Genomic DNA, 21,754 nt, shown 5'->3' on the forward strand with positions numbered 1-21,754 from the left:
TAGCGGTGCGGCGATACCGGGCACTCATCGACCTGATCCGTCAGCTGCCCGAGGGGTCCCGGTATCGCGAAGCGCTGCTCAACGACGACGAGACCGCCGAGCTCATCGTCGCAAACGAAGACCCGAACAAGCGCGGCGAGCAGTGGAAGATGCGGATCTCCGACACGTCTGCACAAACGATCCTGCAAACGCGGCTCATCGACTCCGTCGAACGGCTCACCGCCGTCACAGTCGCTGCCCAGGGCAAGAAATACAAGCCGAAACCTGTGCCGAGGGCTGAAACCGCCATCGACCGGGCGCGTGAGCGGCGCCGGCTCAGAGAAGTCAACCGGCTCTTCGACCTGTTCACCACTCCGCGGAAGGGGGCATAGTGGCGTCTGCAATCGGCGGTGCATTCATCCGCGTAGCCCCCGTTTTCCCGGGATTCCAGTCCAAAGCCAAATCCGAGGCTGGAAAGCTGCAGAAGACGTTCGACCGGTCCGGCTCATCGTCGGGCCGGTCGTTCGCATCTGCGCTGGGAAAGACGGTCAAGACCGGGGCGCTCGCCGTCGGTGCCGCCGCCGCGGCCGGACTCGGATACTCCCTCAAGAAGGGCTTCGAGCGGCTGGTCGACATCGAAAACGCCACCGCCTCCCTGAAGGGCCTCGGCCACTCCGCACAGTCCGTGCAGCAGATCATGGACAACGCGCTCGCCGCCGTGAAGGGCACATCTTTCGGGATGGGTGAGGCCGCGAAGGTCGCCGCCTCAGCTGTCGCCTCGGGAATCAAGCCCGGCCAAGATCTGGAGCGCACCCTCCGACTTGTCGGTGACGCCGCCACCATCGGCCAGGTGTCGATGAGCGAGATGGGGCAGATCTTCAACAAGGTCGCCGCCAAGGGCAAGATGCAGGCGACCGAGGCGAACATGCTGCTTGAACGCGGCATCCCGATCTGGGAGATGCTCGCCGACTCGATGGGCCTGACCACTGAAGAGGTGCAGAAGCTCGCGACCAAGGGTCAGATCAGCTTCACCGACTTCCAGACCGCGATGGAAGAGGGTCTCGGCGGATCCGCCCTCGAGGTCGGCAACACGACCACCGGCGCGCTGCGCAACATCGGTGCAGCCGCATCCCGGCTCGGAGCAGTCCTGCTCGCCGGGGCATTCCCACAGATCAAGCCGCTGTTCATCTCCATCATCGGCGTCATCGACCGGCTGACCGACTCGGCTAAACCCCTCGGCGAGGCGATCGGCCGGATCCTCAGTCCCGCGATCGCCGGACTCACCAAGTGGCTCGACGGCCTCAAGTTCGACTCGTTCCAGTCGTTCCTCGCCTCCGCCGCCCCGAACCTCGGCACCGTCGCCAGCAAGACCGGTGGACTCAACAACATCATGGCCGCGCTCGCCCCGACCGGGCGTGCTGTCGGGTTCGTCATGAACACCGTCGGCTCGGTGCTGGGATTCCTCGGCCGGCACATGGACACGGTCGTCAAGCTGCTGCCGGTCATCGCCGCCGGGTTCATCGCGTGGAAGATCGCGACGTTCGCGGTGAACTCGGCCACTGAGCGACTGCGCTGGGCTGAGGTCGCGATGGCGCCGGTCTACCTGGCCAACAACGCGCTGCGCCTGACGAACATCCTGCTCGAAAACCGTGGAGCCGCGGCGAAGAACCGTGCCGCGCTCGCCACTGCGCGTGAGACAGCGGCGACGTCGACGAACACGGCCGCGCACTCGGGGAACCGGGTAGCGGTGATGCTGTCTGCCGCGGCGACGAAGTGGCACGCCTCGGTGACCAATGGCATGATCCGCCGGTTCGCCGCGCAGCGCCTGTCGGTCGTGGGGTCGACGGCATCGCTGGTCGGGCACAAGGTCGCGATGATCGCCTCGTCGGTGGCAACGCGTGCCGCAGCAGTCGCGACGCGTGCGCTCAATCTCGCGATGAAGGCCGGGCCGTGGATGCTCGTGATCGGTGCGATCGCCGCCGTCGCATTCGGGCTGCAGCAGTTCTTCACGAAGACCGACGAGGGCCGCGCGCTGTGGGCGCAGTTCACCAGCGACATCGTCACGGCGTTCGCGCCGGTCAAGGCCGAGTTCGAGCGCCTCAAGCCAGTTTTCGCGCAGCTGGTGGGCACGTTTTCGGCGCTCGCCTCGCAGATCTCGGGCGCGTTCGCGTCGGTGATGTCGCAGGTGGTGCCGGTCGTCGCTGGGTTGGTGTCGACGCTGGTGTCGTCGTTCGTGCCGGTGGTGGCCTCGATCGTGTCCTCGCTCATGCCGGCGGTCGTCTCGGTGTTCGGTGTGGTCGCGCAGGTCATCGCGTCGGTGGTTCGTGCCGTGGTGCCGCTGGTGACTGCGCTGATCTCGCTGCTCGTTCCGGTGATCCGGGTGGCGCTGAAGATCGTCGCCTGGCTGGTGCAGGTGCTCGCCGCCGTGCTTGTGCCGGTGATCCGCGGCGTCGCCACAGCGGTCACCTGGCTGGCTGAGTCGGTGTTCAAGCCGGCTTGGGAGGGCATCAAGGCCGCAGCCGCCGTGGTCGTGACGTGGTTCCAGAACACTCTCGCACCGGGGATCGAGTCCGGCACCTCCGCCGTCGGCGGGGTGTTCTCGTGGCTGTACTCGAACGTGATTCAGCCGGTGTGGAACGGGATCCGGACTGCGATCTCGATATCGTGGGCGGTCATCCAAACCGTCTTCAGCGCCATCGTCTCCGTCATCCAGACCTACGTCGTGCCGGTCTTCCGGTTCTTCGCCGGCGTCGCCTCTGTCGTGTGGCAGATCATCCGCGCTGCGATCCAGATCGCGTGGGTGTCGATCAAGATCGTTTTCGCCGCGATCAATATGTTCATTCGAAACGTCCTCGCGCCGGTGTTCTCGTGGCTGTATAACAACGTGGTCAAGCCGGTCTTCGCCGGCATCAAGTGGGTGATCACCACGTGGTGGACCGGTGCGAAGATCATCTTCAGCTTCGCCGTGTCGTTCATTCGCATGGTCATGGCTATGACGTTCTCGTGGCTGTATAACAACGTGGTGAAGCCGGTCTTCGCCGGTATCAAGTGGGTGATCACCACGTGGTGGACCGGTGCGAAGATCATCTTCAGCTTCGTCGTGTCGTTCATCCGCCATACTCTCGGCCCGGTCTTCACCTGGCTGCGCGATAGCGTCATCACACCGGTCTGGAACGGCATCAAGAACGCGATCTCCACCGCCTGGAATTTCATCCGCGACAAGGTCTTCTCTCCGCTGACTAACGCGATCAAGAACACGGTCCCGGCTGCATTCCGGGCGGGTAAAGACGCGATCGGAAAAGCCTGGGACAAGATCAAGGAAGTCGCGAAGAAGCCGGTCCGATTCGTCATTGAAACGGTGATCAACAAGGGAATCATCGACAAATTCAATGACATCGCGAAGTTCTTCAACGTCGCCGAGAAAGACCGTCCGAAGCGCGTGCAGCTGCCGCAGGGCTTCCGCGCCGGCGGCAAGGTCTGGGGACCCGGCACCGAGACCTCCGACAGCGTGCCCGCATGGCTCTCACGCAACGAGCACGTCTGGACCGCCAGAGAAGTCCGCGGCGCCGGCGGACACGACGCCGTCCGAGCGATGCGCGACCGCGCTCGCCGGGGTCAGATGGGGCCGTGGCATCACGGGCATGACTTCGCGCCGGGGCTCGCTAAGGGCGGCACGCTCATCGATGCGGCGAACTGGTGGGTGCGTAAGGGCGCCCGCGGTAGCCGGCATCCGGCGTTCGGTGGTGCGGTCCGCTCCGGCCATTCACGGAACTCGCTGCACTATGTCGACCGTGCGGTCGATCTGAACTACGGTCCCGGCGGGCAGAACGCCACGGAGATGGCGTTTTTCGACCGACACGTTGCAGAGTTCAAACGTCTGTTCCCGAAGATCCGCGTGATCTGGCGGGCACCGGGCCACTACAACCACATGCACATCGATACCGCCAATGGGGCGGACATCGGGAACTTTTCCGGTGCCGCATCCGGCGGTGGGGTCGATATTGGGTCGTTCCTGAATCCGTTCACGAAGATCAAAGACGCGATCGCTGGGCAGATGGCGAAGTTCGGTCCGGTCGGGAAGATCGTCGGCGATGCCGGCCGGTGGCTGGTCGATAAGCCGATCCAGTGGATCAAGGATAACGCGCACAAGGTCGCTGACCTCATCGAGGACGCGGCGGAGGGCGTCGGAAACTTTGTCGGCTCTGGAATTGCGCGGGGTCAGGGGCTCGCGTGGGCGGCAGCGAAGGGCTGGCCAGTCACAGGAGCTCGGTGGCGTGCTCTGGATTTCATCGTGACCAAGGAATCGAGCTGGAATCCTCGGGCGAAGAACCCGCGATCGACGGCCAGTGGTCTCGGGCAGTTCATCAACGACAACGCCAGGTTCTATCTGGGGTCGGCGCCGATGTCGAAGCATCCGGTGAACGCTCAGCTCGATGCCGTGGTGCGGTACACGCAGGACCGTTACAAGGGTCTGGTTCCTGCGATGAATTTCTGGAAGAAGCACCGGCACTACCGCGACGGTGGGCCGGTGCTGTACGACAACGGCGGTTGGCTGCCGCCGGGACTGACAGCGACGCTGAACGCGACTGGCAGGCCAGAAGCGGTGTTCACCGAGCGGCAGTTTGCTGACATTCGGGCGGCGGCGCTGGGTGCTCGCGAAGGTGGCACGCGGATCGGTACGAAGATCGATGCGCTATACGCGATGGACATGGATGATGCGCTGCGCCGGCTGGATATGCACGAGCAGAAGCGGCGGGTGCTGCACCCGGAGGGAGTGTGAGCATGGTCTATAGGCGTCCGATCATCACGCTTCACGGCGCGAACGGCGACAAGATCACGTTCGACGGCGTTGGAGATGCGTTCACGCTCAAGCCCGGAATGACGGGCACGGGGCTGCCGCCGCGGGAGCTCTCGTATCTTGATCTGCCCGGTGGTGGGTCGGTGGTGCAGCATAAGAGGTGGGAGCGCCGGCCGCTGCTGTTCCCGCTCGATGTGCATACCGGTGATTATGGTGAGCTGGAGTTGCTGCGCCGGCGCGTGGAACGGCTCGTCGCGTCAGGGCCGACGGAGATCGAGATCTACTCCGAGGTCACCGGGTCGCGGTCGATCGTCGCCGACTATAAGTCGGGGCTGGAGGGTGACTTCAGCTGGGCGCGCCGGATCACCTCGCAGCCGATGGTCCTCGAGTTCGAGGCCGCTGATCCGATGTTCTACGGCAGTGAGGTCGAGCATACGTTCGCGGTGACCGGACAACGGAAACCTTTCATCACCGGCATCACCCCAGACGCGGTACGGCACAACCTTGCGCTCAATCCAGGCGGCGAGTACGCCTCACCGCGCTACGGCTCATTCACCGGTGCTGATGCGCAGTCCATCGCCTTTGACGTCAGCATGAAGGCATCCGGATCCCGGTCGCTGCGAGTCACCGCAGGCGAGGGTACCGGCACCCCACACATCCTGACTCCAGCCACGAGTCCACTACCTGCCGCGCAGGAGCCTGACCTCTCCGGCGGTGCCGTCGACGGTGCTGGCCCACAGCCTGCTCCAGAGCCGGCGATGCCGCAGTTTTTCACTGTCACGATGGCCGCACAGGTCGCGGTCACCGACGCCGTCACCCACGTGCGAGTTTCCTGCTGGCAGCTCGACACCTATTGGAAGCCGGTAGGTGACTCATCGACACATCGTGCCGGCACCGATTGGCGACGCATCACTCACACCACGACCGGTCTCACCGATGCGCCTATCCTGTTTCAGATCCAGCTGTTGCGATCCGTCGGTGGGCAGCTGCGTGACGTCCCGCCCGGGGAGTCGATGTGGCTTGACGAAGTGCTCATCGAGCCGGGCCCGGAGGCCGGACCGTACTTTGACGGCGACACCACCGCTTCAGGCCGGGCTTACGAATGGGTCGCCGGCCCGGGATCTGCCTCGATCGAACAGGCTGTCGCCACGACTGGTGCACTGCCGTTCTTCCCGATCCGCCTCTCGTCCTCCACGGTCGCCGGAGAGCACGTCATCACCATCGACGCAGACGAGCCCGTGCAGGCAATCGCCACAATCGCAGGCCCCGGCCGCGACGTGCAGATCAGCCGCGGCGACGAGCACATCGCCATCACAGGGGAGATCCGTGAGCCGATCACCATCGACTCACGTGAGCACCACTACGACGTCTTCGACGCATCCGGTGACCTCTGGGACCGTGTCGACGGTGAGCCCTCCGTCCTCCACCTCGCCCCCGGCACTCACCGCCTGAAGCTCTCCATGGTCGCAGCGACACCGCAGTCAGCGATCCACCTGACGTACCGACCGCCCTACCACGCCGGCCACTGACAAGGAAGGATCCCTGGTGTTCACAGCAACGCTCTACGACCGGCAGCTGCGCCGCCGCGGCCGCATCGTCACCGCCTCAGGCACCGTGCTCCTCCGCAACAACGGCGTCGCCACATTCACAATCGACGTGCCCGACACCCGCACCTGGCGACGCTTCGAACCCGGCTGGCACATCACCCTCCACACCGACACCGGCGAACAGATCATCTCCGGACAACCCGACCAGATCACCGCCGAATCCAAAGCCGGCGTTACCACCACTCGGATCTCCGGCCGCTCCCACCTCGCATGGCTCGCAGACACCATCACCCTCCCAAACCCGGCCCGGCCAGCCGACCAACAATCCGACGCCGCCAGCTGGACCGCCAACGGCCGCGCCGACACCATCGCCGCACAGCTCATCACCACGCACCTCGGACCCACCGCCCACCACACTCGACGACGACCCATCGCGCTCGCCGGGTTGCCGGGTGTCGGACGGCAGGTGCAGGTGGCGTCGAGGTTTCAGCCCCTGATTGAGGAGCTGCGGTCGATCCTCGGTGCCGAGCTGGGGATCGTGTCGTGGTTGGAGGACGGGCAGGTTCGCGTCGAGATCAGGCCGGTAGCCGATCGGTCGCGGAGAGTGCGGTTCTCCGAGGCCTCGGGTGGGCTGACGGGCTGGAAACTGGAGCGGAAGGCGCCGAGCGTGACCGACGTTCTTGTTGCTGGGCAAGGCCAGGGTGCGCAGCGCACGCTCAGACTGGTCTCGGGCAACGCTTCCGAGTGGGGAGTGTCTGCGCTGCAGTTCCAGGACCGTCGTGACACCGATGAGCTCGCCGAGCTGGTCAAGGCCGGTGAGGAGACGCTCGCTGAAGGGCAGGAGCAGGCTGCGATCAGCCTGGAGGTCACGGACACGCAGGCTCGGCGCTTCCTCCGAGATTTCACCGTCGGTGACACGGTCACCGTGTCTCTCCGGTCTGGTGTCGAGATCGTCGACGTAGTCCAGTCTGGGCAGATCGACTGGTCGACTGGCGGCGTCGAGGTGAAGCTGCAGGTCGGCCCGGTCGCCGAGGAGTTGGATGCCCCGGGTTGGGTGAAGCGGACTACGAAGCTGACGAAGCAGCTGCGGCGGATCGCGGCAGTGTGAGACGAAGGAGATCAAGATGGCAGATCCGACAGCTTATGACCTGGTGCAGGATGCGCGGTTGGATGCGCATGAGGCGCTGATCACTCCGCAGCCGCGTCAGCGGCCGGCAGCTCAGTATTCGTTCCCGATCGTCGGGCAGGACATCAGCGATGACGAGTTCATGCAGATGATGATCGCGACGCCGTCGGGTATTGCAGACGAGGGAGGGCAGCCGTTCTGGCTGCGGCAGCTCGATGATGCGACGCGCACCGCGCAGCTGACCGTGTCGAAGACCACCGGCGATGGGAAGGCCGCGATCGCCGGGTTCTTCTACCGGCTCCTGCAGGACGTGACGATCTCACTGCCGATGCCGGCGACGTCGACGCGTTACCACGTGTGCCTGACCTACGATCCGCTTGGACACTCACGGCCTGAGGGGCCGATCAGTGTGCAGACCTATGCGGGTGAGCCGCCGACGTCGGGCGGTCGCCGGCATATCGTGCTGTGGATCGTGCCGTGTGAGCCTTCTCAGCTGCTCTCGGATGTGAAGCTGGTCCAGGTGCGGCCGAAGGCCGCGCCGCAGCTGACGGTCGACACCGCCGAGCAGCTGCCGTCACCTCAGTCTGTCCTGTGGGGTACGACATGCATCATCACCTACGGTCACGAGGCGGGAGCGATCTATCAGGCTGATGGTGACGACCCGGATGGGCGTCCGCAGCGCTGGGACAATATCACCAACCCTCCATGGAAGAACATCGGCTTGCGCTCCGAGTACACGAGTAGCGGGGGGAACACTCCGCAGTACCGGGTGAAGGACGGCTACGTCGAACTCAGAGGGAGCATCGAACGGAAAGACAAGGGCGACCTCACCCGGAACACCACTAAGCAATTCGGTTGGATTCCTGGCCTCGACATGTCACCGTTCCGGGCGTTCCCAGTCGCTACCACGGGTGGGCGGCCCTGCCGCGTGGACACGATGGATGGCACCCCGACGTACAACGACCTCGGCTACTACACCGAGTCGACCATCAAGTGGTTCTGCCTCGACGGAATCCGGTTCCCGGTCAAGGGCTATGTGTCATGACCACTCCAGGAGTCGGTCATGCCTGACCGGATCATCCACACACTCGACGGGAAACGCGGCATGCCGGAGGTGAGACACGCGTGTGGATGACTTCATGCAGATGCTCAAAGACCTCGCAGGCCCCACATTCGGCATCGGCGGCATCGCCGGCATGTTCGTCTACTTCCGCCGCTCGGAACGCGAACTGCGTGACGAGCTGCGCGCAGACAACGAACGTCTACGCGTCGAGGTCACGGCACTCAGAGCCGAACTCGCCCGCGTCGAGGCAGAGAACGACGCCCTTCATGCACGTCTCAGAGGTGAAGCACCATGAACACCCCTAGACACCGCCGTGCCGAGTTCCCTCCCCGCTGGGTGCTCTTCATCTGCATCCTGGCGATCGCGGCTAGCCTGGCGCTCATGTGGGTGTCAGAGCAGCAGGCGAAACAAGACGCCGATGATGCTCGGGCGAATGCGGAGACTCTTGCTGCCGAAGTGCAGCAGGCGTGCCGTCAGGGCGACGTGAAGATCGACGGCAGGTCAATCTGCCACCAAGCCGATGCTGTCAAACAGCAAGCCACCGACCCCAACACGACAGGCCGGGTTGGTCCGGCCGGTCCACCGGGTCCTCCCGGCCCGGTCGGGCCTGCCGGCCGTGGTGTCCAGGGCGTGCCGGGCCCGGCGGGTAAGGACTCGAGTGTGCCCGGCCCTGCTGGTCGCCCCGGCTCCGACGGTCAGGATTCGACGGTGCCCGGCCCGGCGGGTCGTGCCGGTGCTGCAGGCGCGGACGGCAAGGACGGTGCTGCTGGCCCGCCTGGCCCGAAGGGTGATCCCGGCCCTGCTGGACCTCCCGGCCCGCGTGGTGACCGTGGTGCCGCTGGTGAGAGTGGTCGCGGCATCGCCTCTATCGCCTGCGGTAGCGACGGCGCTTGGAAGGTCACCTACAGCGACGGTGCGACGGAGGAAGTGCCTGGGCCGTGCCGTGTAACTCCCGAGGCTCCAGTCCCTGCCGACTGACCGCTCTCAACTACCCAACCCCGCCTCGTGCGGGGTTTCGTCATTCAAGGAGAAGACTATGGCTCGCTCATGGAGAGTGGCACGCAGCCTCGACAAGCTGCTCGCCCAGATCAACGCCTACGCCCCGCGCCGGTCGAAACGCTCGGACGGATCGATCGGTGACGCCGCGCACTCGGCTCGCAAATCCGATCACAACCCCGACAGTCGCGGCATCGTCCATGCCCGCGACTTCACGCACGACCCGAAGGGCGGGTTCGACGCGCACGCCTACATGCGCAGGCTCGCCAAGGCCGGCGATCGGCGCATCAAATACCTGATCTCGAACCGGCAGATCTTCAACCCGTCGATCGCCCGGCGGTGGCGACCCTACGCCGGCGCGAACCCACACACCGCACACGCGCACGTGTCGTGCGTGTACTCCCGTCTGGAGGACGACACGAGCGCATGGCCGGGTCTCGGCGGCACCACGACCGTCCCGGCCCCGACACCACCAACCACAGAGACGACTGAGAAGGGATTCTTCGGCATGTCCGGATACGAACAGAGGTCGCGAGTCAGCGACCAGACCATCAAACCGCGCACCCGCACCCGCGTCAGGTTGCACCCGGCGACAAAGACAAGCGCGGGACCGCACTACATCGCCCGGCCTCGCCGGCGCGGGCAGAAGTTCATGCTGCAGGCAGACGCGACCCTCGCATCGGTGCCGGCTGGCGCAGACGTGAAGGCCCAGATCATCATCGTCTACTACTTCAAGGGCGGCGGCTCGGAGATCACACGCCCGTTCGAGGAGCACTCGTTCCCGGCGGGCACGGGCGGCTGGTCGTCGGTCCATGTCCCGCAGGTCGAGCAGTTTGGCGGCACCCAGCCTGGCGGTAAGCGCGGCTCTAAGACCGTCAGCTCGGTCGAGTACCAGCTGGAAATCGCCAACCATTCCGTCAGCCCTGTCACGGTCAAGCGCGTCCGCTCGGCCGCGTTCTACGAGTAAGGAGCACACATCATGAACATCTACACTAGCGAATTCTGGGCCGCGACAGGTGAGCGCGCCCTTCGCACCTTCGCACAGGCCTCGGCCGCGCTGCTCGCCGGCGACGGCCTGGGCATCCTCGACATCGACTGGACCTCCGTCCTGTCCGTCGCCTCTCTGGCCACGATCGTCTCTGTGCTCATGTCGGTGGCGTCGTCGCCGATCGGTACGCCTGGCCCCGCCCTGGTGGCGACTGAGGCGATTGGTGTGCGCTCGGCTGAGGCTGAGGTGTGGGAGGCGCACCAGGAGGTTACCGGTGAGCCGGGCGAGGTGGGGCCGGAGCTGCCGGCCCCGGTTGAGATGAGCGATGACGAGGCGTCTGAGCCGATCATCTACCGTCCGGAGCATTGATCATGGACGAGATGACGGATGAAGAGATCGCTGCTGAGATTGAGCGGCTGCGTAAGCTGTTGGCCCGCCGCCAGGTTCGCTCGGCGATAGAGCGGGATCTGTCGGAGAGAGTCGATGAGATCGCCGAGGCGAATCCTGATGTGATGACTGAGGCTTTCTCAACTGGCCGGCTCACAGTCGACGACACTGGGGACGTTACGATACGGCCCGCAGACCAGGAGACAGTCTGATCCGGGAACGGTTGAGCGCCCCCGCACCGTTACGGTGCGGGGGCGCTTTTTGTGTTCTCCGTGTGAGGCGGTGGAGGTTATGCGCTCACGGCTGCTTTGGGGCGGCCGGGGCGGGTGTTGCGGTTTTCGATCCAGCGCTCGACAGCGGCTTTGGTCATCAGCGGTCCCTGTGCGGTGGTGATCACCGGTGCCGGGAATCCGTCGATTGTGGCGAACTGGCGTGCTCTCTGCCGAGAGACACCGGCGAGTTCGGCGATTTCTGCGAAGCCAATGACTTCGGGGAAGACCGGCTCTGCCAGGCGTTTGTCGAGTTCTGTTTCGGTCGTGATCTCGATTGCATCGATGGTCGGGCGGCTAGCGATCGAGGTCACGGTGTTGGTGATGGTGGTGATGGCGGTGTTGATGGCTGCGGTAATGGTGGCAGCTTCGATGGTGAAGCTGATGTCGCCGCCGGTTGCGTCAACGCGGGGCGCGACGGCTGCGGCGTGCTCGGAGAGTTTGTCGAGCACGTCGAACGCTGCGTCGTGGGTGAACGTGGAATCCGTGGTGAACGCCACGTTCGCGTGCCAGGTGGTCATTGTTCGCTCCTTGGTCGGTGGCTTCCGTTGGTTGCTTTGGGTTGATTCGTTGGTTGCTTTGGGTTGATTCGGAGTCGATAGCGAGCGTATGGTGGAGGAACTCAGTTTCCCGACGTGAGTTCCTCCACCGCCTCACTCGATGAAGCCGCTGCGTCTCAGCAGTGCGATGGTATTGGCGTACCAGCGGTGGTCTGAGTTGGTCAGGTGGATCGTGACCGGGCTTTTGGTCTTATCCGGCGGGAAGGCCATGATGCCTTTCTTCCGGGTTTCGATCCTCCATCCCTGCGCTTCGAGCGACTTGACGAGCTTCTTGACTCGCTTATCGATTCTCATCACCTCCTCTATGTTGTTGTGCTCTCAGTCTATCACGAACAGTTGTCAATGACAACAATTTAGGGGGGCTGGAAGAATGTGGAATCCGGTCACCTGGCTGTTCTTGGTCTCAGGGCGACTTCCGTCATTCTCGGAGGTAGTCGTTGAGGCGGTGGGGTGCTGTTGTTCTGGTGGAGCGCCAGAGCGTGTCGTAGTAGTGGGTGGAGCCTCTCGATGAATGGCCGGCTGCGACCATGACGTCGCGTAGGGGCACGCCGGCGTCGAGGGCGAGGGTGATGAATGTGGCTCGTAGCTGGTGGGCGGTGACTTCCTCGATGCCGGCGCGGGCGCACACCTGGCTGAGGTCACGTTCGAACGTCTCCTTGGATAGGGGCGCGTTGCGGCGGGCGTACCGGGGATTGGCCTGCATGACGTACCCGGTGCGCCGGGCGCCGACGTAGGCGGTGAGTGCTTCCGCGACGGTCCGGGCGGCTACGATCCTCTGTTGGGTGCCGAACTTCCGGTGGCGCAGGTGCAGAACCATCTGGCCGTCCCGGTGCTCGATGTCGGTGGCCCGCAGCGTCCTCACGTCGTTCATGCGCAAGCCGTTGAGGAGGAACAGGGCGATGACTGCGAAAGCTCGCGGACTGTGCGCCTGGGCTGCAGCGAGCACCGCGGCCGCTTCGTCGCGTGTGAGGCTAATGAGGTTCGAGCGGCGCTCCCGCCGGGGACGTTTGATCCGCTCGAACGGGGACTCGGCGACGATGTTGTGGTCGGTCAGCCACCGGTAGAAGGCGTGCACGGTGTCGACGTAGGTGCCGACGGTGCGCTCTCGCAGGCCGCGCCGACGCCACGCCGCGACCGTCATCTCCGCGAACGCGAGATCGACGTCGCGCACCGGTATGCCGGCCTGGTCGCAGCGTTGCAGCCATTCGCGCAGCACGATCCTGCGGTTGTGAGTGGTCTTCGCCGAGTAAGTGGCGAGATGCCGTTCGATCAGCTGAGTGTCGGTTAGCGCTGCCAGATGTGCACGCGGCTTGTCTGCCGGATCGGCGCCCCCTCGGGTCCTTTGATGTAGGGCGGCACGAAGGTGGGCTTTCGCTCGGCTCGTTTGGGGCCACAGGCCTGTGCCCTCCAGTGGCCACGGACGAGGTGCCGGTGGGTCAGCTGCCATTTCCTGTCCTCTCCGCCGCCCCGTTCCGGCTGTACACCGGTGTCGAGCGCTTCGCGCAGCAGCACGGTCGTGATCTCGTGGACGTGTGGTGGCCGACCGGTGCCGGTCGGATGGTAGGCAGGCTGCCGCCGCTGCCGAGCAACCGTCGGCGTCTCCGCAAGCACAAGCGTAGTCGCAAGCAGCCGCCACAGCCCCGATGCCCTCAGCTGGTCGAGACCCATCGCCTGGGTCGCGCCGGTCAGCGGGAACGCGCTGCGTTCAGGCGGATCCGCAAGAGCCTTGAACGTCATCCCCACCACCGCGTCATCCGACCAGGCGACACCACGCACGATCTGCGCTCGCCCATCGGCGCCGACGCACTCTTGGCCGGTGCCGCCTTCCCAGACGACGATGCCGTGTCGGGCGGGCTGGATTGCCGTCCAGTCGCAGTCTGGGATTGAGTCGGCGTACTCGACGGCGAGGCGGGACATGGCCTTGGTCACCCACATCAGGTGCGCCTCGTCTGGTAGCGAGAATCGGACTGCGAGCTCCGGTAGCTGGGCGGCGCGGAGCACGTAGCGTCTCATGCCCACTCCAGGGTGAGCCCCGGGACGCGTTCGCAGACGCGGATGCCGACGAGTTTCCACCAGTCGACGGTGACGGGGCCGGGCATGATGATCTGGGGTCGCATGTCGTCGATCTGCTCGGCGGTGCGGGGGATCTCCATGGGCCACTCGATGCGGTTGCGGCTGTAGTGGTCGGACAGGTAGGTGACGGCTAGCTCGGTCGCTGCTTGCAGCTTGCCGAGCTCGGCGATGACACCGGCCGGTGGGGAGTACGCGCCCTTGTCCCAGGCGCGGGCTGAGTTGATGGACACGCCGAGGTAGTCGGCGATGTCGGCAACCGAGTAGCCGAGGTAGGTGCGCAGCGCCCGGAAGTGCGCGCCGGTCATGCGGTCGTCGCTCATTGGCGTCCTTTCAGAAGGTGAGTGCGCCCCGGCGGGGCCGGGGCGCATTGAGGTCACTTGGCGTTGTCGGCGATGATCTGCCAGAACTCGTCGTGCTCGACCTGGCAGGCGTAGCCGTCTTCGTAGCTGCCGAGCACCTGGTCGGCGATCGCGTCGATGTCGAACTCGGCGGCGGTCGCCTGGCCGGCTTCGATGGGTTCGATGATCTCGCGGGCAATGGCCTCATCGCGGGTGGTGTAGCGTGTCATGGCTGATGTCCTTTCAGATGACGGGGCGGGTCAGGCTGCGATGTCGGTGCAGGCGCAGTGGGTGATGTGGCATTCGGTGACCTGCTCGCCGCCGACGGCTTCGAAGAATGCCTGACCCTCGGGGGTCATGTGGGCGTCGAGGGTGTGGTAGATGCCGATCTGTGCGTCAGCGGCTTCGAAGAGTTCGCGGGCCAGTCCCTCGCCGCGGCGGTCGGCGCGGACCTCGATGCTCATGATTTCGTGGTGGTCGAGGCTGACATAGAGTTCGGCGGCGATGCCGTGCTCGTCGGTGATCTCCCAGATGTGCATCTGCTCGGTCTCGCCGTAGTAGGTGCCGGTGCGGTAGGTGGCGGTCATGTCGATCTCCTTGTGATCGGTAGCCGGGAGCTGGTCTCCCTTGCTTTCTATACCTCTAGTATACACCCAAAATGGGTATAGTGCAACTTGGTGAGGGTGAAGCCGAGAACTTTTCGCCCGGGGCCGCGGGTCATGACGCCCGTTTGAGCGCCTCGGGTGTCGCGCATCCGACGGCCGCTGCGAGCACCGCGGCGCGCTTGGAGTCGGTGTCGACGGCGGTGTAGACCTGGGTGGTTGCAACGGAGGCGTGGCCGAGGAGCTCTTGGACGACGCGCAGGTCCTTGGTCGCCCGCAGTGTGACCGTGGCGAATCGATGCCGCAACGTGTGACCCGTCCACTTGCCGGGCAGCGCGTCGGCGAGCAGCTCGATGACGCGCTTGTTCGACAGGTGCCCGCCGATCTGGCCATCGAAGACGTACCCGCCGTTGCGCCGGGCCCGGGCTTCGAGGTCGAGGTACAGGCCATCAGCCAGCGGCACGGTCCGCTCTTTCGCGCCCTTGCCGTGGACGATGATCGCCCGGTCGCCGTGCTCGCCGACAAGATCGCGCAGGTGCACGCGACAGATCTCGCATGAGCGCAGCCCGGCTTCAGCTCCGAGGCGGATCATGAGCCGCTCGCGCTCGCCGGCGGTTGCGAGTGCTTGGGCGATGATCGGTTCGGGGCAGGGCCTGGGTAGGCCGGCGGCGGCGGTGATCTTGGGGAGCAGGGCGGCGGGGTCGTGGTCGATCCGGCCGGCGGCGTAGGCCCAGCCGTAGAAGCTGCGCAGTGTGGCGCGGTTGGAGTTCTTGGTGCTGGCTTTCCAGTCGTGGGCTGAGAGCCATTCGAGGAGGTCGGCCGTGGTGACGTCCCAGGGCGCGAGCTCGGTGCTAGTGGCGAAGCGTCGCAGATGGTATAGGCGGAGGTATTGGGTGCTGGCCGGGTAGTGGCCGGCGCGCATCCAGGTGGTGAAGTCGTTAAGCGGTGAGGTCCATGCCTCGGGGGTGGGAAGAACAGGCATGCTTCTATGCCTATACGACGTGAGGTGAATCACATTAGGGGAGACCATTTTGAGACCTATCTGAGACGCGGCGGTGACCTGCTGGTAACTCTGCGGCTAACTGAGGAGGTCGGTGCGGGATCTAACTCGTGGTGAAGCGGTGTGTGAGCTCGGTGGTGAACGCGCGGTAATCGGCGACATGCCACGGCTTGGGATCCTGGCCGGCGGCGACTGCCTCGGCAATCAGATGGGCGTACTCGTCGCTCAGCACCTGGAGGCGCGCCGTGTCGTAGTTGGCGATGACCGTGCGGGTGATCTCGACATCGTGTGCGTCGATGCTCATGCTGTGCCTTCCTGTCGTGCCGGGCGCGGGCGCTTCGGCAGCTCGATCACGGTCGCCGGCATCGCCCTATCCAGTGCTGGTCGGCCGCGCTTCGGCAGCTCAGTCACGGTCGCGGCTGGCGCGTCAACGACTCTTAAACAGTGGGTTCCGGGTTCGAGTCCCGGGGGGTGTACGACTCCCGAAGAGCCGCCGTCCGGTCCGACCAGACGGCGGCTCTTGTCGTACTCGGCGGAGAAGTCGGTCAAGCTGGAGAAGCACGCCGAGGGCCCGAAGGACACCAACGGCAGCGGCAAGGCCGACGGCACACGCGCCGATCACGATAAGCCCAAGCCGCCGCCGACCGAGGATGACGACTCCAAGAAGATCGAGACGGACAAGCTGCCGTGCACCGGCACGAAGCTCGCCGCGATGGCGATTCTGGCCGCCCTGCTGATCGGGGCCGGTGTCACCGCCGTGCTCGTGCTCCACAGGCGCCGGCGCAGCTGACCAGCTGCAGGGAGAGGCAACCGCGCCCGAGGCGGTGGTTGCCTCTCCGGCACCGGTCAGGTCGGCAGGACGACCCGGTGTCGGAAGGCGGGAGCGACCCGGTCTCGGAAGGCGGGAGCGCAGTCTGACAGCGCCTACGGGCGGTGAGTCGTGAGGACTCACCGCCCGTGGCGCGTGTGCGGAATCCTCAGGAGCGGGTCACCGGTCGTCAGTGCAGCGGTGCGGCCTTCCTGTCAGAGCAGCGAGGTCAGTGGCCACGTCAGCACAGCGAAATCTGTGCCCGCATCGGCGCAGCGAGATCAGTGTGCGCGGCGTCGGCGGCTGCGGCCGAGGATGAAGACGACGAGGCCGATGGCCACCGCGGCGATGCCGACGAGACCGCCGATCGCCCAGGCTGAACCGGTTGCGCTGGCCAGGTCAGCGGCATCGTCCTCTGCGCTGTCAGCGCTCGTCTCGGCCGACCCGTCAGACTGCCCACCAGGGGAGTTCTCGGCGCTGATGGCATCGTCAGCTGCGGACGCATCACCATCGGGAGCCCGTGGGACCGGATCAGCGTAGTTGTCGTGCGGATGCTGGCTGCTGCCATCACCGGTGGGAGCCCAGTCATCGCCGGCCTGACCGGGGACGCGGACGGACCGGCGGCCGTTGCCGCTGTTCGGGTCCTCCAGGCTGCTCGGCGGCGCCGTGGACTCTGGCCGGTCCTCCTCGCGCGGCTCGGACTCACGCCGTGGGGCGTCATCACCCGGCGGATCGCCCTCCGGCGGGGCATGCGTCGGTTCAGGCGACGGCTCATCCGTCGGATCATTCGTGGGACCCTGCGTCGGGACGTCAGTCGGAGAGGGCGATGGCTCATCGAACGGCGACGTCGAAACCTGCGCGGTCTCGTCGATCTTCGTGATCTTCGGTTTGCCGTCAGTGATCGTCATCTCGATCTGCGGGTCTTTGCTGAAGTAGTACCGATCGGCTCTTCCGGCTGCTGGCTGCGGGATGTCCTTCGAACCGAATCCGGGAGCGAGGATGCTGCCCTCCGCGATCCGGCACGTCCGTTCGCGCCCGCCGAGTGTGCAGTCAAACGGCCCGGTCGCGCGAATACCGATCGAACCGGGGCGGTCAGCGTCGACGAGCCGCACCCAGCCGCCTTCCTTCCCGCCGTGGTACTCCGACCTGGCGACCGTGCCCTCATCTGGAGTCGGTTCGTCCTCATGTGGAGTCGGATCGTCCGATTTCTCGTCTCTGCTCGGAGTCCCCGTCGACGTCGGCACTGCGCTGGGGGAGACGCCGTCAGCCACGGCCGGGGCATCGGTCGTGGTCTCTGCAGGCTCAGACGTGCCGGGCACAGCGCCTGTGAGCGGGACGATCAGAGCGGCACCGACGGCAGCCGCAGCGGCCGCGCGTGCTGGAGCGGTGTGGTGTCGTCCTGAACGTCGGATGTGCATCTGTCCTAATGAGATCGTCTGAGGAATTCTTCGCCGGTCACGTCTCTGAGTGCGAAGACGCACCACCGGCTGACAGTATGGTAACGGTCGGCCAGGGGCCGAACCAAAGCGAGACATCCGCGGCGGGGCACCGCTCCGGTGGTCCCGAAGCGTCCTGACAGGCCGCAGTATGCGACCGATCGGTCACTGCTCACTGCGATATCCCACCACTCGATCGGTGCCCTCGCGGGTGATGGCGTACCCGTCGGCGGCGGTGACGGCCAGCAGGTTCGTGCGCACCTGCCAGGCGGTGTCGGCGCTGACGAGAACCGGCGTGTTGTCGATGACCGCCGGCACCACATGGCCGCGCGGTTCGGAGAAGCGGGCATTGGACTCCGAGCCGTCGCGCACGAGCAGCCCGTCCTCCATCGAGAACAGGTACGGGCCGATGACGGCGAGCTGGTAGCCCTGCCCGCGCACCCAGTCGGCCTCGCCGACGGTGTCAGTCGTCGTCGACACCGTCGAGGCGATCGTGCCATCGGACAGCGAATGGACGACGAGCTGGATCCGGTGCCCGGAGTTCGTGCTCGCCCCCGGCTGACCCCACAGCGTCACGACCTTCCCGTGCCCGGCGGTCACCCAGCGGATGATCTGCAGATCATCGCGCGGGGCCTCCAGGTCGAGCGTGCGCTCCTCACCGGATTCGACATCGGTGACGGTGAGCGGGCCGGCGAATGTCGCGCTCACGAGCTCTGCGCCGTCAAGGGCCATCGGCGTCGACCCGGCAGCCGGGGTCGGCAGGCGAGTGAGCCCGTCCCGGGCGAAGGTCGAGAGCTCATCACCGTTCTTGATGAGCACATTCGTCCCCGCCGACGAGATCCGCGCACCACTCGGCAGCGCGTACTCATACGGCTGCTGACTGCCGTCGACGAGCGCGTAGGCGCGATCGCCGATCCGCCACACGAGCGCAGACCGGCCGTCGATGACGGTGTCGACGGCAAAGCTCGGCGGCTCGTCGATGTCGGTCTCGAAGCGCTGCTGGCCGGTGCGCGCATCGAGCACCTGCAGCTGGGAATTCGTGACGACGACGACCCCGCGGGCGGTGGCCGTGACCGAGGCGTCGGGCGGGATCGTCTCCTCCCACGCCGGGGTGGCCTCGAAGCCGGGCACCGCACTGCTGCCGGTGGCCATCGACAGGCTCTGCTGCGTCGCCGCACCATGCGCGGCGGGAATGCTCTCGGGCGCCTGGCTCTCCGGGGTGCCGATGATGCGCGGCATGATGTAGGCGGCCAAGGCGATGATGAGGAGGATCGCGAGTACCAGCGTGGGGACGGTGAGCCCGCGCATCTGCAGCCGGCTGCGTGCCCGCTTGGCCCGGCGCCGAGGTGTGCCGGCCTGTGCCTGGCGCTGCCTGTCCGCTTGCTGCCGGCTGGGATTGTGACGGGACTTCTGCTCGGGGATCGAGCCGGTCGGCGGGCCGGTCGGGTCGGCCGGACCGGAGAACCGGTCGCGCACCGGATAGTCGGACTGCGCCTCGGGGTCGGTGAGCGGATGCTGTAACACGTGCGCACCGCTGCCGATGCCCTCAGGATCCTCGCCGTCGTCACCCGGCCCTGCGTCTGCGGTGCCCTCAGCCGCGGAGGCGACCTCCGCCTCGGGCGCGGTGCGCAGCCGGCCGGAGGCGTCGATGTGGAGAGTCCGCTGGGCTCCGTGGTCGTCGAGCTTCACGGTCAGCTCGCTGCCCTGCTCGCGCGCCAGCGCCGTCAGGTGCGCGATCGCAGCGCCGACATCGGGGTGCTGCGACATCGTGCCGGCGGCCGTGACCTGCACGGTCCGGTCGGCGGCGACGCGCACGTGCGCAATGGGCATGGACAGTAACCTCGGAGGACGCGGTGGGGAAGGGTCGATCCCAGTGTAGGGACACGATTCGCTGAAAGCCCTGGCCGAGTCCGAATAGTTATCTGGCAGCGATCGGATCGTGTCCTGCGCGCCGGAGAGCGGACCAGCAGCCCGGTTTGCTCTTCGCCGGATGACGTCCTAAGATAGTCGATGCTGTCTGACGGCAGTGATGGTGGCTATAGCTCAGCTGGTAGAGCACCGCGTTGTGGTCGCGGGGGTCGCGGGTTCAAGTCCCGTTAGCCACCCCACTCGAAGCCCCGCTCTCCCACGCCCAACCTGGGTCGGCGGGGCTTTCGCATGCCCGCGGCTCTGGCCGCCGTCGCCGGGCAGCCTACCTCGGATCCTCCTGCGTGGTGAATCTCACCCGCGCTGCCGGTGTCAATACATGAGACTCTCAGGAGATACTTCAAGGAGGCTTGCCATGAGCGACGATTCGCCGATCATCGACGTCATCACGACGATCAACACCCCGCTGACCTACGTCCTCATTGCCGTGCTCGGCATCGCCGGACTGTATCTCTCGATCCGCACCGGCATCGTCCAGCTGCGGCTGCTGCCGGAGATGTTCCGGGTCATCGGCGAATCAGCCGGACGCGACTCAGCAGGGGAGAAGCAGATCTCCTCCTTCCGCGCCTTCTGCGTCTCCGCCGCCTCACGTGTGGGCACCGGCAACATCGCCGGCATCGCCCTGGCGATCTCCGTCGGCGGACCCGGCGCGGTGTTCTGGATGTGGCTGCTGGCACTCATCGGCTCCGCAACCGCGTTCACCGAGTCGACCCTGAGCTAGCTGTACAAAGTCAAGGACAACGCCGCCTACCGCGGCGGCCCGGCCCACTACATGAAGCTCGGTCTCCGGCAGCCGTGGATGGGCGCCTTCTTCGCCGTCATCATCGCCGTCACCTACGGACTCGTGTTCAACTCCGTGCAGTCGAACTCGATCGTCGACGCCACCAGCACCTCCTTCGGCGCGCAGGGCGAGGCCGGCCGCGAGATGATGGCGATCGTCATCGGCATCGGCCTGGCACTGCTCGTCGGCGTCATCATCCTCGGCGGTGTGCACCGCATCTCGATGCTCTCCTCGATCATCGTCCCGGTGATGGCGGTGCTCTACCTCATCCTCGGCATCATCGTCGTGTTCATGAACCTCGATGCCGTCCCGCACATGTTCGAGTTCATCGTCTTCAACGCCTTCGGGCTGCGCCCGGTGATGGGTGCCGGCGTCGGGCTCATCATCATGACCGGCATTCAGCGCGGCCTGTTCTCCAATGAGGCCGGCATGGGCTCGGTGCCCAACGCCGCAGCAACCTCCTCGGTGTCCCACCCGGTCAAGCAGGGACTCGTGCAGAGCCTGGGCGTGTACTTCGACACGATGGTCGTGTGTACGATCACGGCGTTCATCGTGCTGCTGTCGAACCCCGAATACGGCACCGCCGCCGGGGCCTCACTGACCCAGACCGCACTGTCGGACCAGCTCGGCCAGTGGGCCGTGCACTTCCTCACGATCGCGATCTTCCTCTTCGCCTTCTCCTCGATCCTCGGCAACTACTACTACGGCGAGACGAACATTCAGTTCCTCACCGACCGCCGCTGGGTGCTCAGCGTCTACCGTGCGATCGTGCTCATCGCCGTGTTCGTCGGCGCCGTGCTCGCCCTGCCAGTCGTGTGGGAGGCGGCGAACCTGTTCATGACGATCATGGCGCTGACGAACCTCGTGGCCGTCATCCTGCTCGGCCGCAAGGCCGTCTGGCTGCTGCGCGACTACCTGCGTCAGCGCAGGGAGAACCGCGAACCGGTCTTCAGCCGCGAGCAGCTCGACGACCAGCGCGGCATCGAAGCCTGGGACGGCGCCGATGAGGTGACCCGCCCGGAGTTCTGGGACGAACAGGCCCAGACGAAGCAGCAGAACCGCTGAGACGGCAGGCGA

21 protein-coding genes, 1 tRNA gene and 1 pseudogene are annotated in these 21,754 nt (G+C 65.8%); 12 read left to right on the forward strand and 11 right to left on the reverse strand.

What is annotated here, in order from left to right; genetic code table 11:
- Nucleotides 1-5: 5 nt before the first annotated feature.
- From H9634_RS01155 to H9634_RS01200, 9 genes are all read left to right on the forward strand, one after another.
- Nucleotides 6-371 (forward strand): hypothetical protein, encoded by a 366-nt coding sequence (locus tag H9634_RS01155; RefSeq protein WP_191724995.1) that lies wholly within the window; start codon nt 6-8, stop codon nt 369-371.
- Complete coding sequence (locus H9634_RS01160; protein WP_191724996.1) at nt 371-4,759, forward strand: aggregation-promoting factor C-terminal-like domain-containing protein; 4,389 nt, start codon at nt 371-373, stop codon at nt 4,757-4,759. The genes H9634_RS01155 and H9634_RS01160 overlap by 1 nt, the downstream gene beginning before the upstream one ends.
- A gap of 2 nt (nt 4,760-4,761) precedes the next feature.
- Complete coding sequence (locus H9634_RS01165) at nt 4,762-6,306, forward strand: hypothetical protein (RefSeq protein ID WP_191724997.1); 1,545 nt, start codon at nt 4,762-4,764, stop codon at nt 6,304-6,306.
- Nucleotides 6,307-6,322: 16 nt separating this feature from the next.
- A complete protein-coding gene (locus H9634_RS01170; RefSeq protein WP_191724998.1) occupies nt 6,323-7,432 on the forward strand; it encodes a Gp37-like protein in 1,110 nt (369 codons plus the stop codon).
- A gap of 16 nt (nt 7,433-7,448) precedes the next feature.
- Complete coding sequence (locus H9634_RS01175) at nt 7,449-8,495, forward strand: hypothetical protein (RefSeq protein WP_191724999.1); 1,047 nt, start codon at nt 7,449-7,451, stop codon at nt 8,493-8,495.
- Between the two features lie 82 nt (nt 8,496-8,577).
- On the forward strand, nt 8,578-8,808 hold the full coding sequence (locus H9634_RS01180; RefSeq protein WP_191725000.1) for a hypothetical protein: 231 nt from the start codon (nt 8,578-8,580) through the stop codon (nt 8,806-8,808).
- A 741-nt stretch (nt 8,809-9,549) separates the two neighbouring features.
- Nucleotides 9,550-10,476, forward strand: a complete 927-nt coding sequence (locus H9634_RS01190; protein ID WP_191725002.1) for a hypothetical protein — start codon at nt 9,550-9,552, stop codon at nt 10,474-10,476.
- A gap of 12 nt (nt 10,477-10,488) precedes the next feature.
- Complete coding sequence (locus H9634_RS01195) at nt 10,489-10,866, forward strand: holin (RefSeq protein ID WP_191725003.1); 378 nt, start codon at nt 10,489-10,491, stop codon at nt 10,864-10,866.
- A gap of 2 nt (nt 10,867-10,868) precedes the next feature.
- On the forward strand, nt 10,869-11,096 hold the full coding sequence (locus tag H9634_RS01200; protein ID WP_191725004.1) for a hypothetical protein: 228 nt from the start codon (nt 10,869-10,871) through the stop codon (nt 11,094-11,096).
- Between the two features lie 77 nt (nt 11,097-11,173).
- Here the strand turns inward: H9634_RS01200 and H9634_RS01205 are convergent, their stop codons facing one another.
- The 9 genes from H9634_RS01205 to H9634_RS01245 all read right to left on the reverse strand — a co-directional run bounded on the left by H9634_RS01205 (nt 11,174) and on the right by H9634_RS01245 (nt 16,030).
- Nucleotides 11,174-11,674: a hypothetical protein gene (locus H9634_RS01205; protein WP_191725005.1), complete on the reverse strand. Its 501-nt coding sequence runs from the start codon at nt 11,672-11,674 to the stop codon at nt 11,174-11,176.
- 132 nt (nt 11,675-11,806) lie between these two features.
- Nucleotides 11,807-12,007, reverse strand: coding sequence for a hypothetical protein (locus H9634_RS01210; RefSeq protein WP_191725006.1), 201 nt, complete (start codon nt 12,005-12,007; stop codon nt 11,807-11,809).
- Nucleotides 12,008-12,131: 124 nt separating this feature from the next.
- Nucleotides 12,132-12,929 (reverse strand): tyrosine-type recombinase/integrase, encoded by a 798-nt coding sequence (locus H9634_RS01215; RefSeq protein WP_191725007.1) that lies wholly within the window; start codon nt 12,927-12,929, stop codon nt 12,132-12,134.
- A 68-nt stretch (nt 12,930-12,997) separates the two neighbouring features.
- Nucleotides 12,998-13,726: a hypothetical protein gene (locus H9634_RS01220; protein WP_191725008.1), complete on the reverse strand. Its 729-nt coding sequence runs from the start codon at nt 13,724-13,726 to the stop codon at nt 12,998-13,000.
- Nucleotides 13,723-14,106, reverse strand: coding sequence for a helix-turn-helix domain-containing protein (locus tag H9634_RS01225; RefSeq protein ID WP_191725009.1), 384 nt, complete (start codon nt 14,104-14,106; stop codon nt 13,723-13,725). Before H9634_RS01225 ends, H9634_RS01220 begins: the two co-directional genes overlap by 4 nt.
- 53 nt (nt 14,107-14,159) lie before the next feature.
- The gene (locus H9634_RS01230) at nt 14,160-14,354 is read right to left on the reverse strand and encodes a hypothetical protein (protein WP_191725010.1); all 195 of its coding nucleotides are present in this window, start codon (nt 14,352-14,354) and stop codon (nt 14,160-14,162) included.
- A 30-nt stretch (nt 14,355-14,384) separates the two neighbouring features.
- On the reverse strand, nt 14,385-14,711 hold the full coding sequence (locus H9634_RS01235; protein WP_191725011.1) for a GNAT family N-acetyltransferase: 327 nt from the start codon (nt 14,709-14,711) through the stop codon (nt 14,385-14,387).
- Between the two features lie 130 nt (nt 14,712-14,841).
- Nucleotides 14,842-15,708 carry a tyrosine-type recombinase/integrase gene (locus tag H9634_RS01240; RefSeq protein ID WP_191725012.1) on the reverse strand — a complete coding sequence of 289 codons (867 nt, stop codon included), beginning with the start codon at nt 15,706-15,708 and terminating at the stop codon, nt 14,842-14,844.
- A gap of 121 nt (nt 15,709-15,829) precedes the next feature.
- Nucleotides 15,830-16,030: a hypothetical protein gene (locus tag H9634_RS01245; protein ID WP_191725013.1), complete on the reverse strand. Its 201-nt coding sequence runs from the start codon at nt 16,028-16,030 to the stop codon at nt 15,830-15,832.
- Nucleotides 16,031-16,246: 216 nt separating this feature from the next.
- Here H9634_RS01245 and H9634_RS01250 point away from each other — a divergent pair, with 216 nt between their 5' ends.
- A complete protein-coding gene (locus tag H9634_RS01250; protein WP_191725014.1) occupies nt 16,247-16,516 on the forward strand; it encodes a hypothetical protein in 270 nt (89 codons plus the stop codon).
- Nucleotides 16,517-16,815: 299 nt separating this feature from the next.
- Here the strand turns inward: H9634_RS01250 and H9634_RS01255 are convergent, their stop codons facing one another.
- Nucleotides 16,816-17,853: a dihydrolipoyllysine-residue succinyltransferase component of 2-oxoglutarate dehydrogenase complex gene (locus H9634_RS01255; RefSeq protein ID WP_225210445.1), complete on the reverse strand. Its 1,038-nt coding sequence runs from the start codon at nt 17,851-17,853 to the stop codon at nt 16,816-16,818.
- A 282-nt stretch (nt 17,854-18,135) separates the two neighbouring features.
- Nucleotides 18,136-19,800: a hypothetical protein gene (locus tag H9634_RS01260; RefSeq protein ID WP_191725016.1), complete on the reverse strand. Its 1,665-nt coding sequence runs from the start codon at nt 19,798-19,800 to the stop codon at nt 18,136-18,138.
- 202 nt (nt 19,801-20,002) lie between these two features.
- Here H9634_RS01260 and H9634_RS01265 point away from each other — a divergent pair.
- Nucleotides 20,003-20,078, forward strand: a tRNA-His gene (locus tag H9634_RS01265).
- Nucleotides 20,079-20,392: 314 nt separating this feature from the next.
- Nucleotides 20,393-21,742, forward strand: a pseudogene (locus tag H9634_RS01270) (alanine/glycine:cation symporter family protein).
- The last annotated feature ends 12 nt before the right edge of the window (nt 21,743-21,754 follow it).

Origin of the sequence: Brevibacterium gallinarum, assembly GCF_014836885.1 — a bacterium.
Classification (GTDB): Bacteria; Actinomycetota; Actinomycetes; order Actinomycetales; family Brevibacteriaceae; genus Brevibacterium; species Brevibacterium gallinarum.

Coding starts and splice junctions, on each gene's coding strand:
- H9634_RS01220 (WP_191725008.1), bottom strand. CDS start 13,726: ATGAGACGCTACGTGCTCCGCGCCGCCCAGCTACCGGAGCTCGCAGTC.
- H9634_RS01175 (WP_191724999.1), top strand. CDS start 7,449: ATGGCAGATCCGACAGCTTATGACCTGGTGCAGGATGCGCGGTTGGAT.
- H9634_RS01225 (WP_191725009.1), bottom strand. CDS start 14,106: ATGAGCGACGACCGCATGACCGGCGCGCACTTCCGGGCGCTGCGCACC.
- H9634_RS01230 (WP_191725010.1), bottom strand. CDS start 14,354: ATGACACGCTACACCACCCGCGATGAGGCCATTGCCCGCGAGATCATC.
- H9634_RS01195 (WP_191725003.1), top strand. CDS start 10,489: ATGAACATCTACACTAGCGAATTCTGGGCCGCGACAGGTGAGCGCGCC.
- H9634_RS01190 (WP_191725002.1), top strand. CDS start 9,550: ATGGCTCGCTCATGGAGAGTGGCACGCAGCCTCGACAAGCTGCTCGCC.
- H9634_RS01240 (WP_191725012.1), bottom strand. CDS start 15,708: ATGCCTGTTCTTCCCACCCCCGAGGCATGGACCTCACCGCTTAACGAC.
- H9634_RS01210 (WP_191725006.1), bottom strand. CDS start 12,007: ATGAGAATCGATAAGCGAGTCAAGAAGCTCGTCAAGTCGCTCGAAGCG.
- H9634_RS01245 (WP_191725013.1), bottom strand. CDS start 16,030: ATGAGCATCGACGCACACGATGTCGAGATCACCCGCACGGTCATCGCC.
- H9634_RS01260 (WP_191725016.1), bottom strand. CDS start 19,800: ATGCCCATTGCGCACGTGCGCGTCGCCGCCGACCGGACCGTGCAGGTC.
- H9634_RS01200 (WP_191725004.1), top strand. CDS start 10,869: ATGGACGAGATGACGGATGAAGAGATCGCTGCTGAGATTGAGCGGCTG.
- H9634_RS01165 (WP_191724997.1), top strand. CDS start 4,762: ATGGTCTATAGGCGTCCGATCATCACGCTTCACGGCGCGAACGGCGAC.
- H9634_RS01205 (WP_191725005.1), bottom strand. CDS start 11,674: ATGACCACCTGGCACGCGAACGTGGCGTTCACCACGGATTCCACGTTC.
- H9634_RS01235 (WP_191725011.1), bottom strand. CDS start 14,711: ATGACCGCCACCTACCGCACCGGCACCTACTACGGCGAGACCGAGCAG.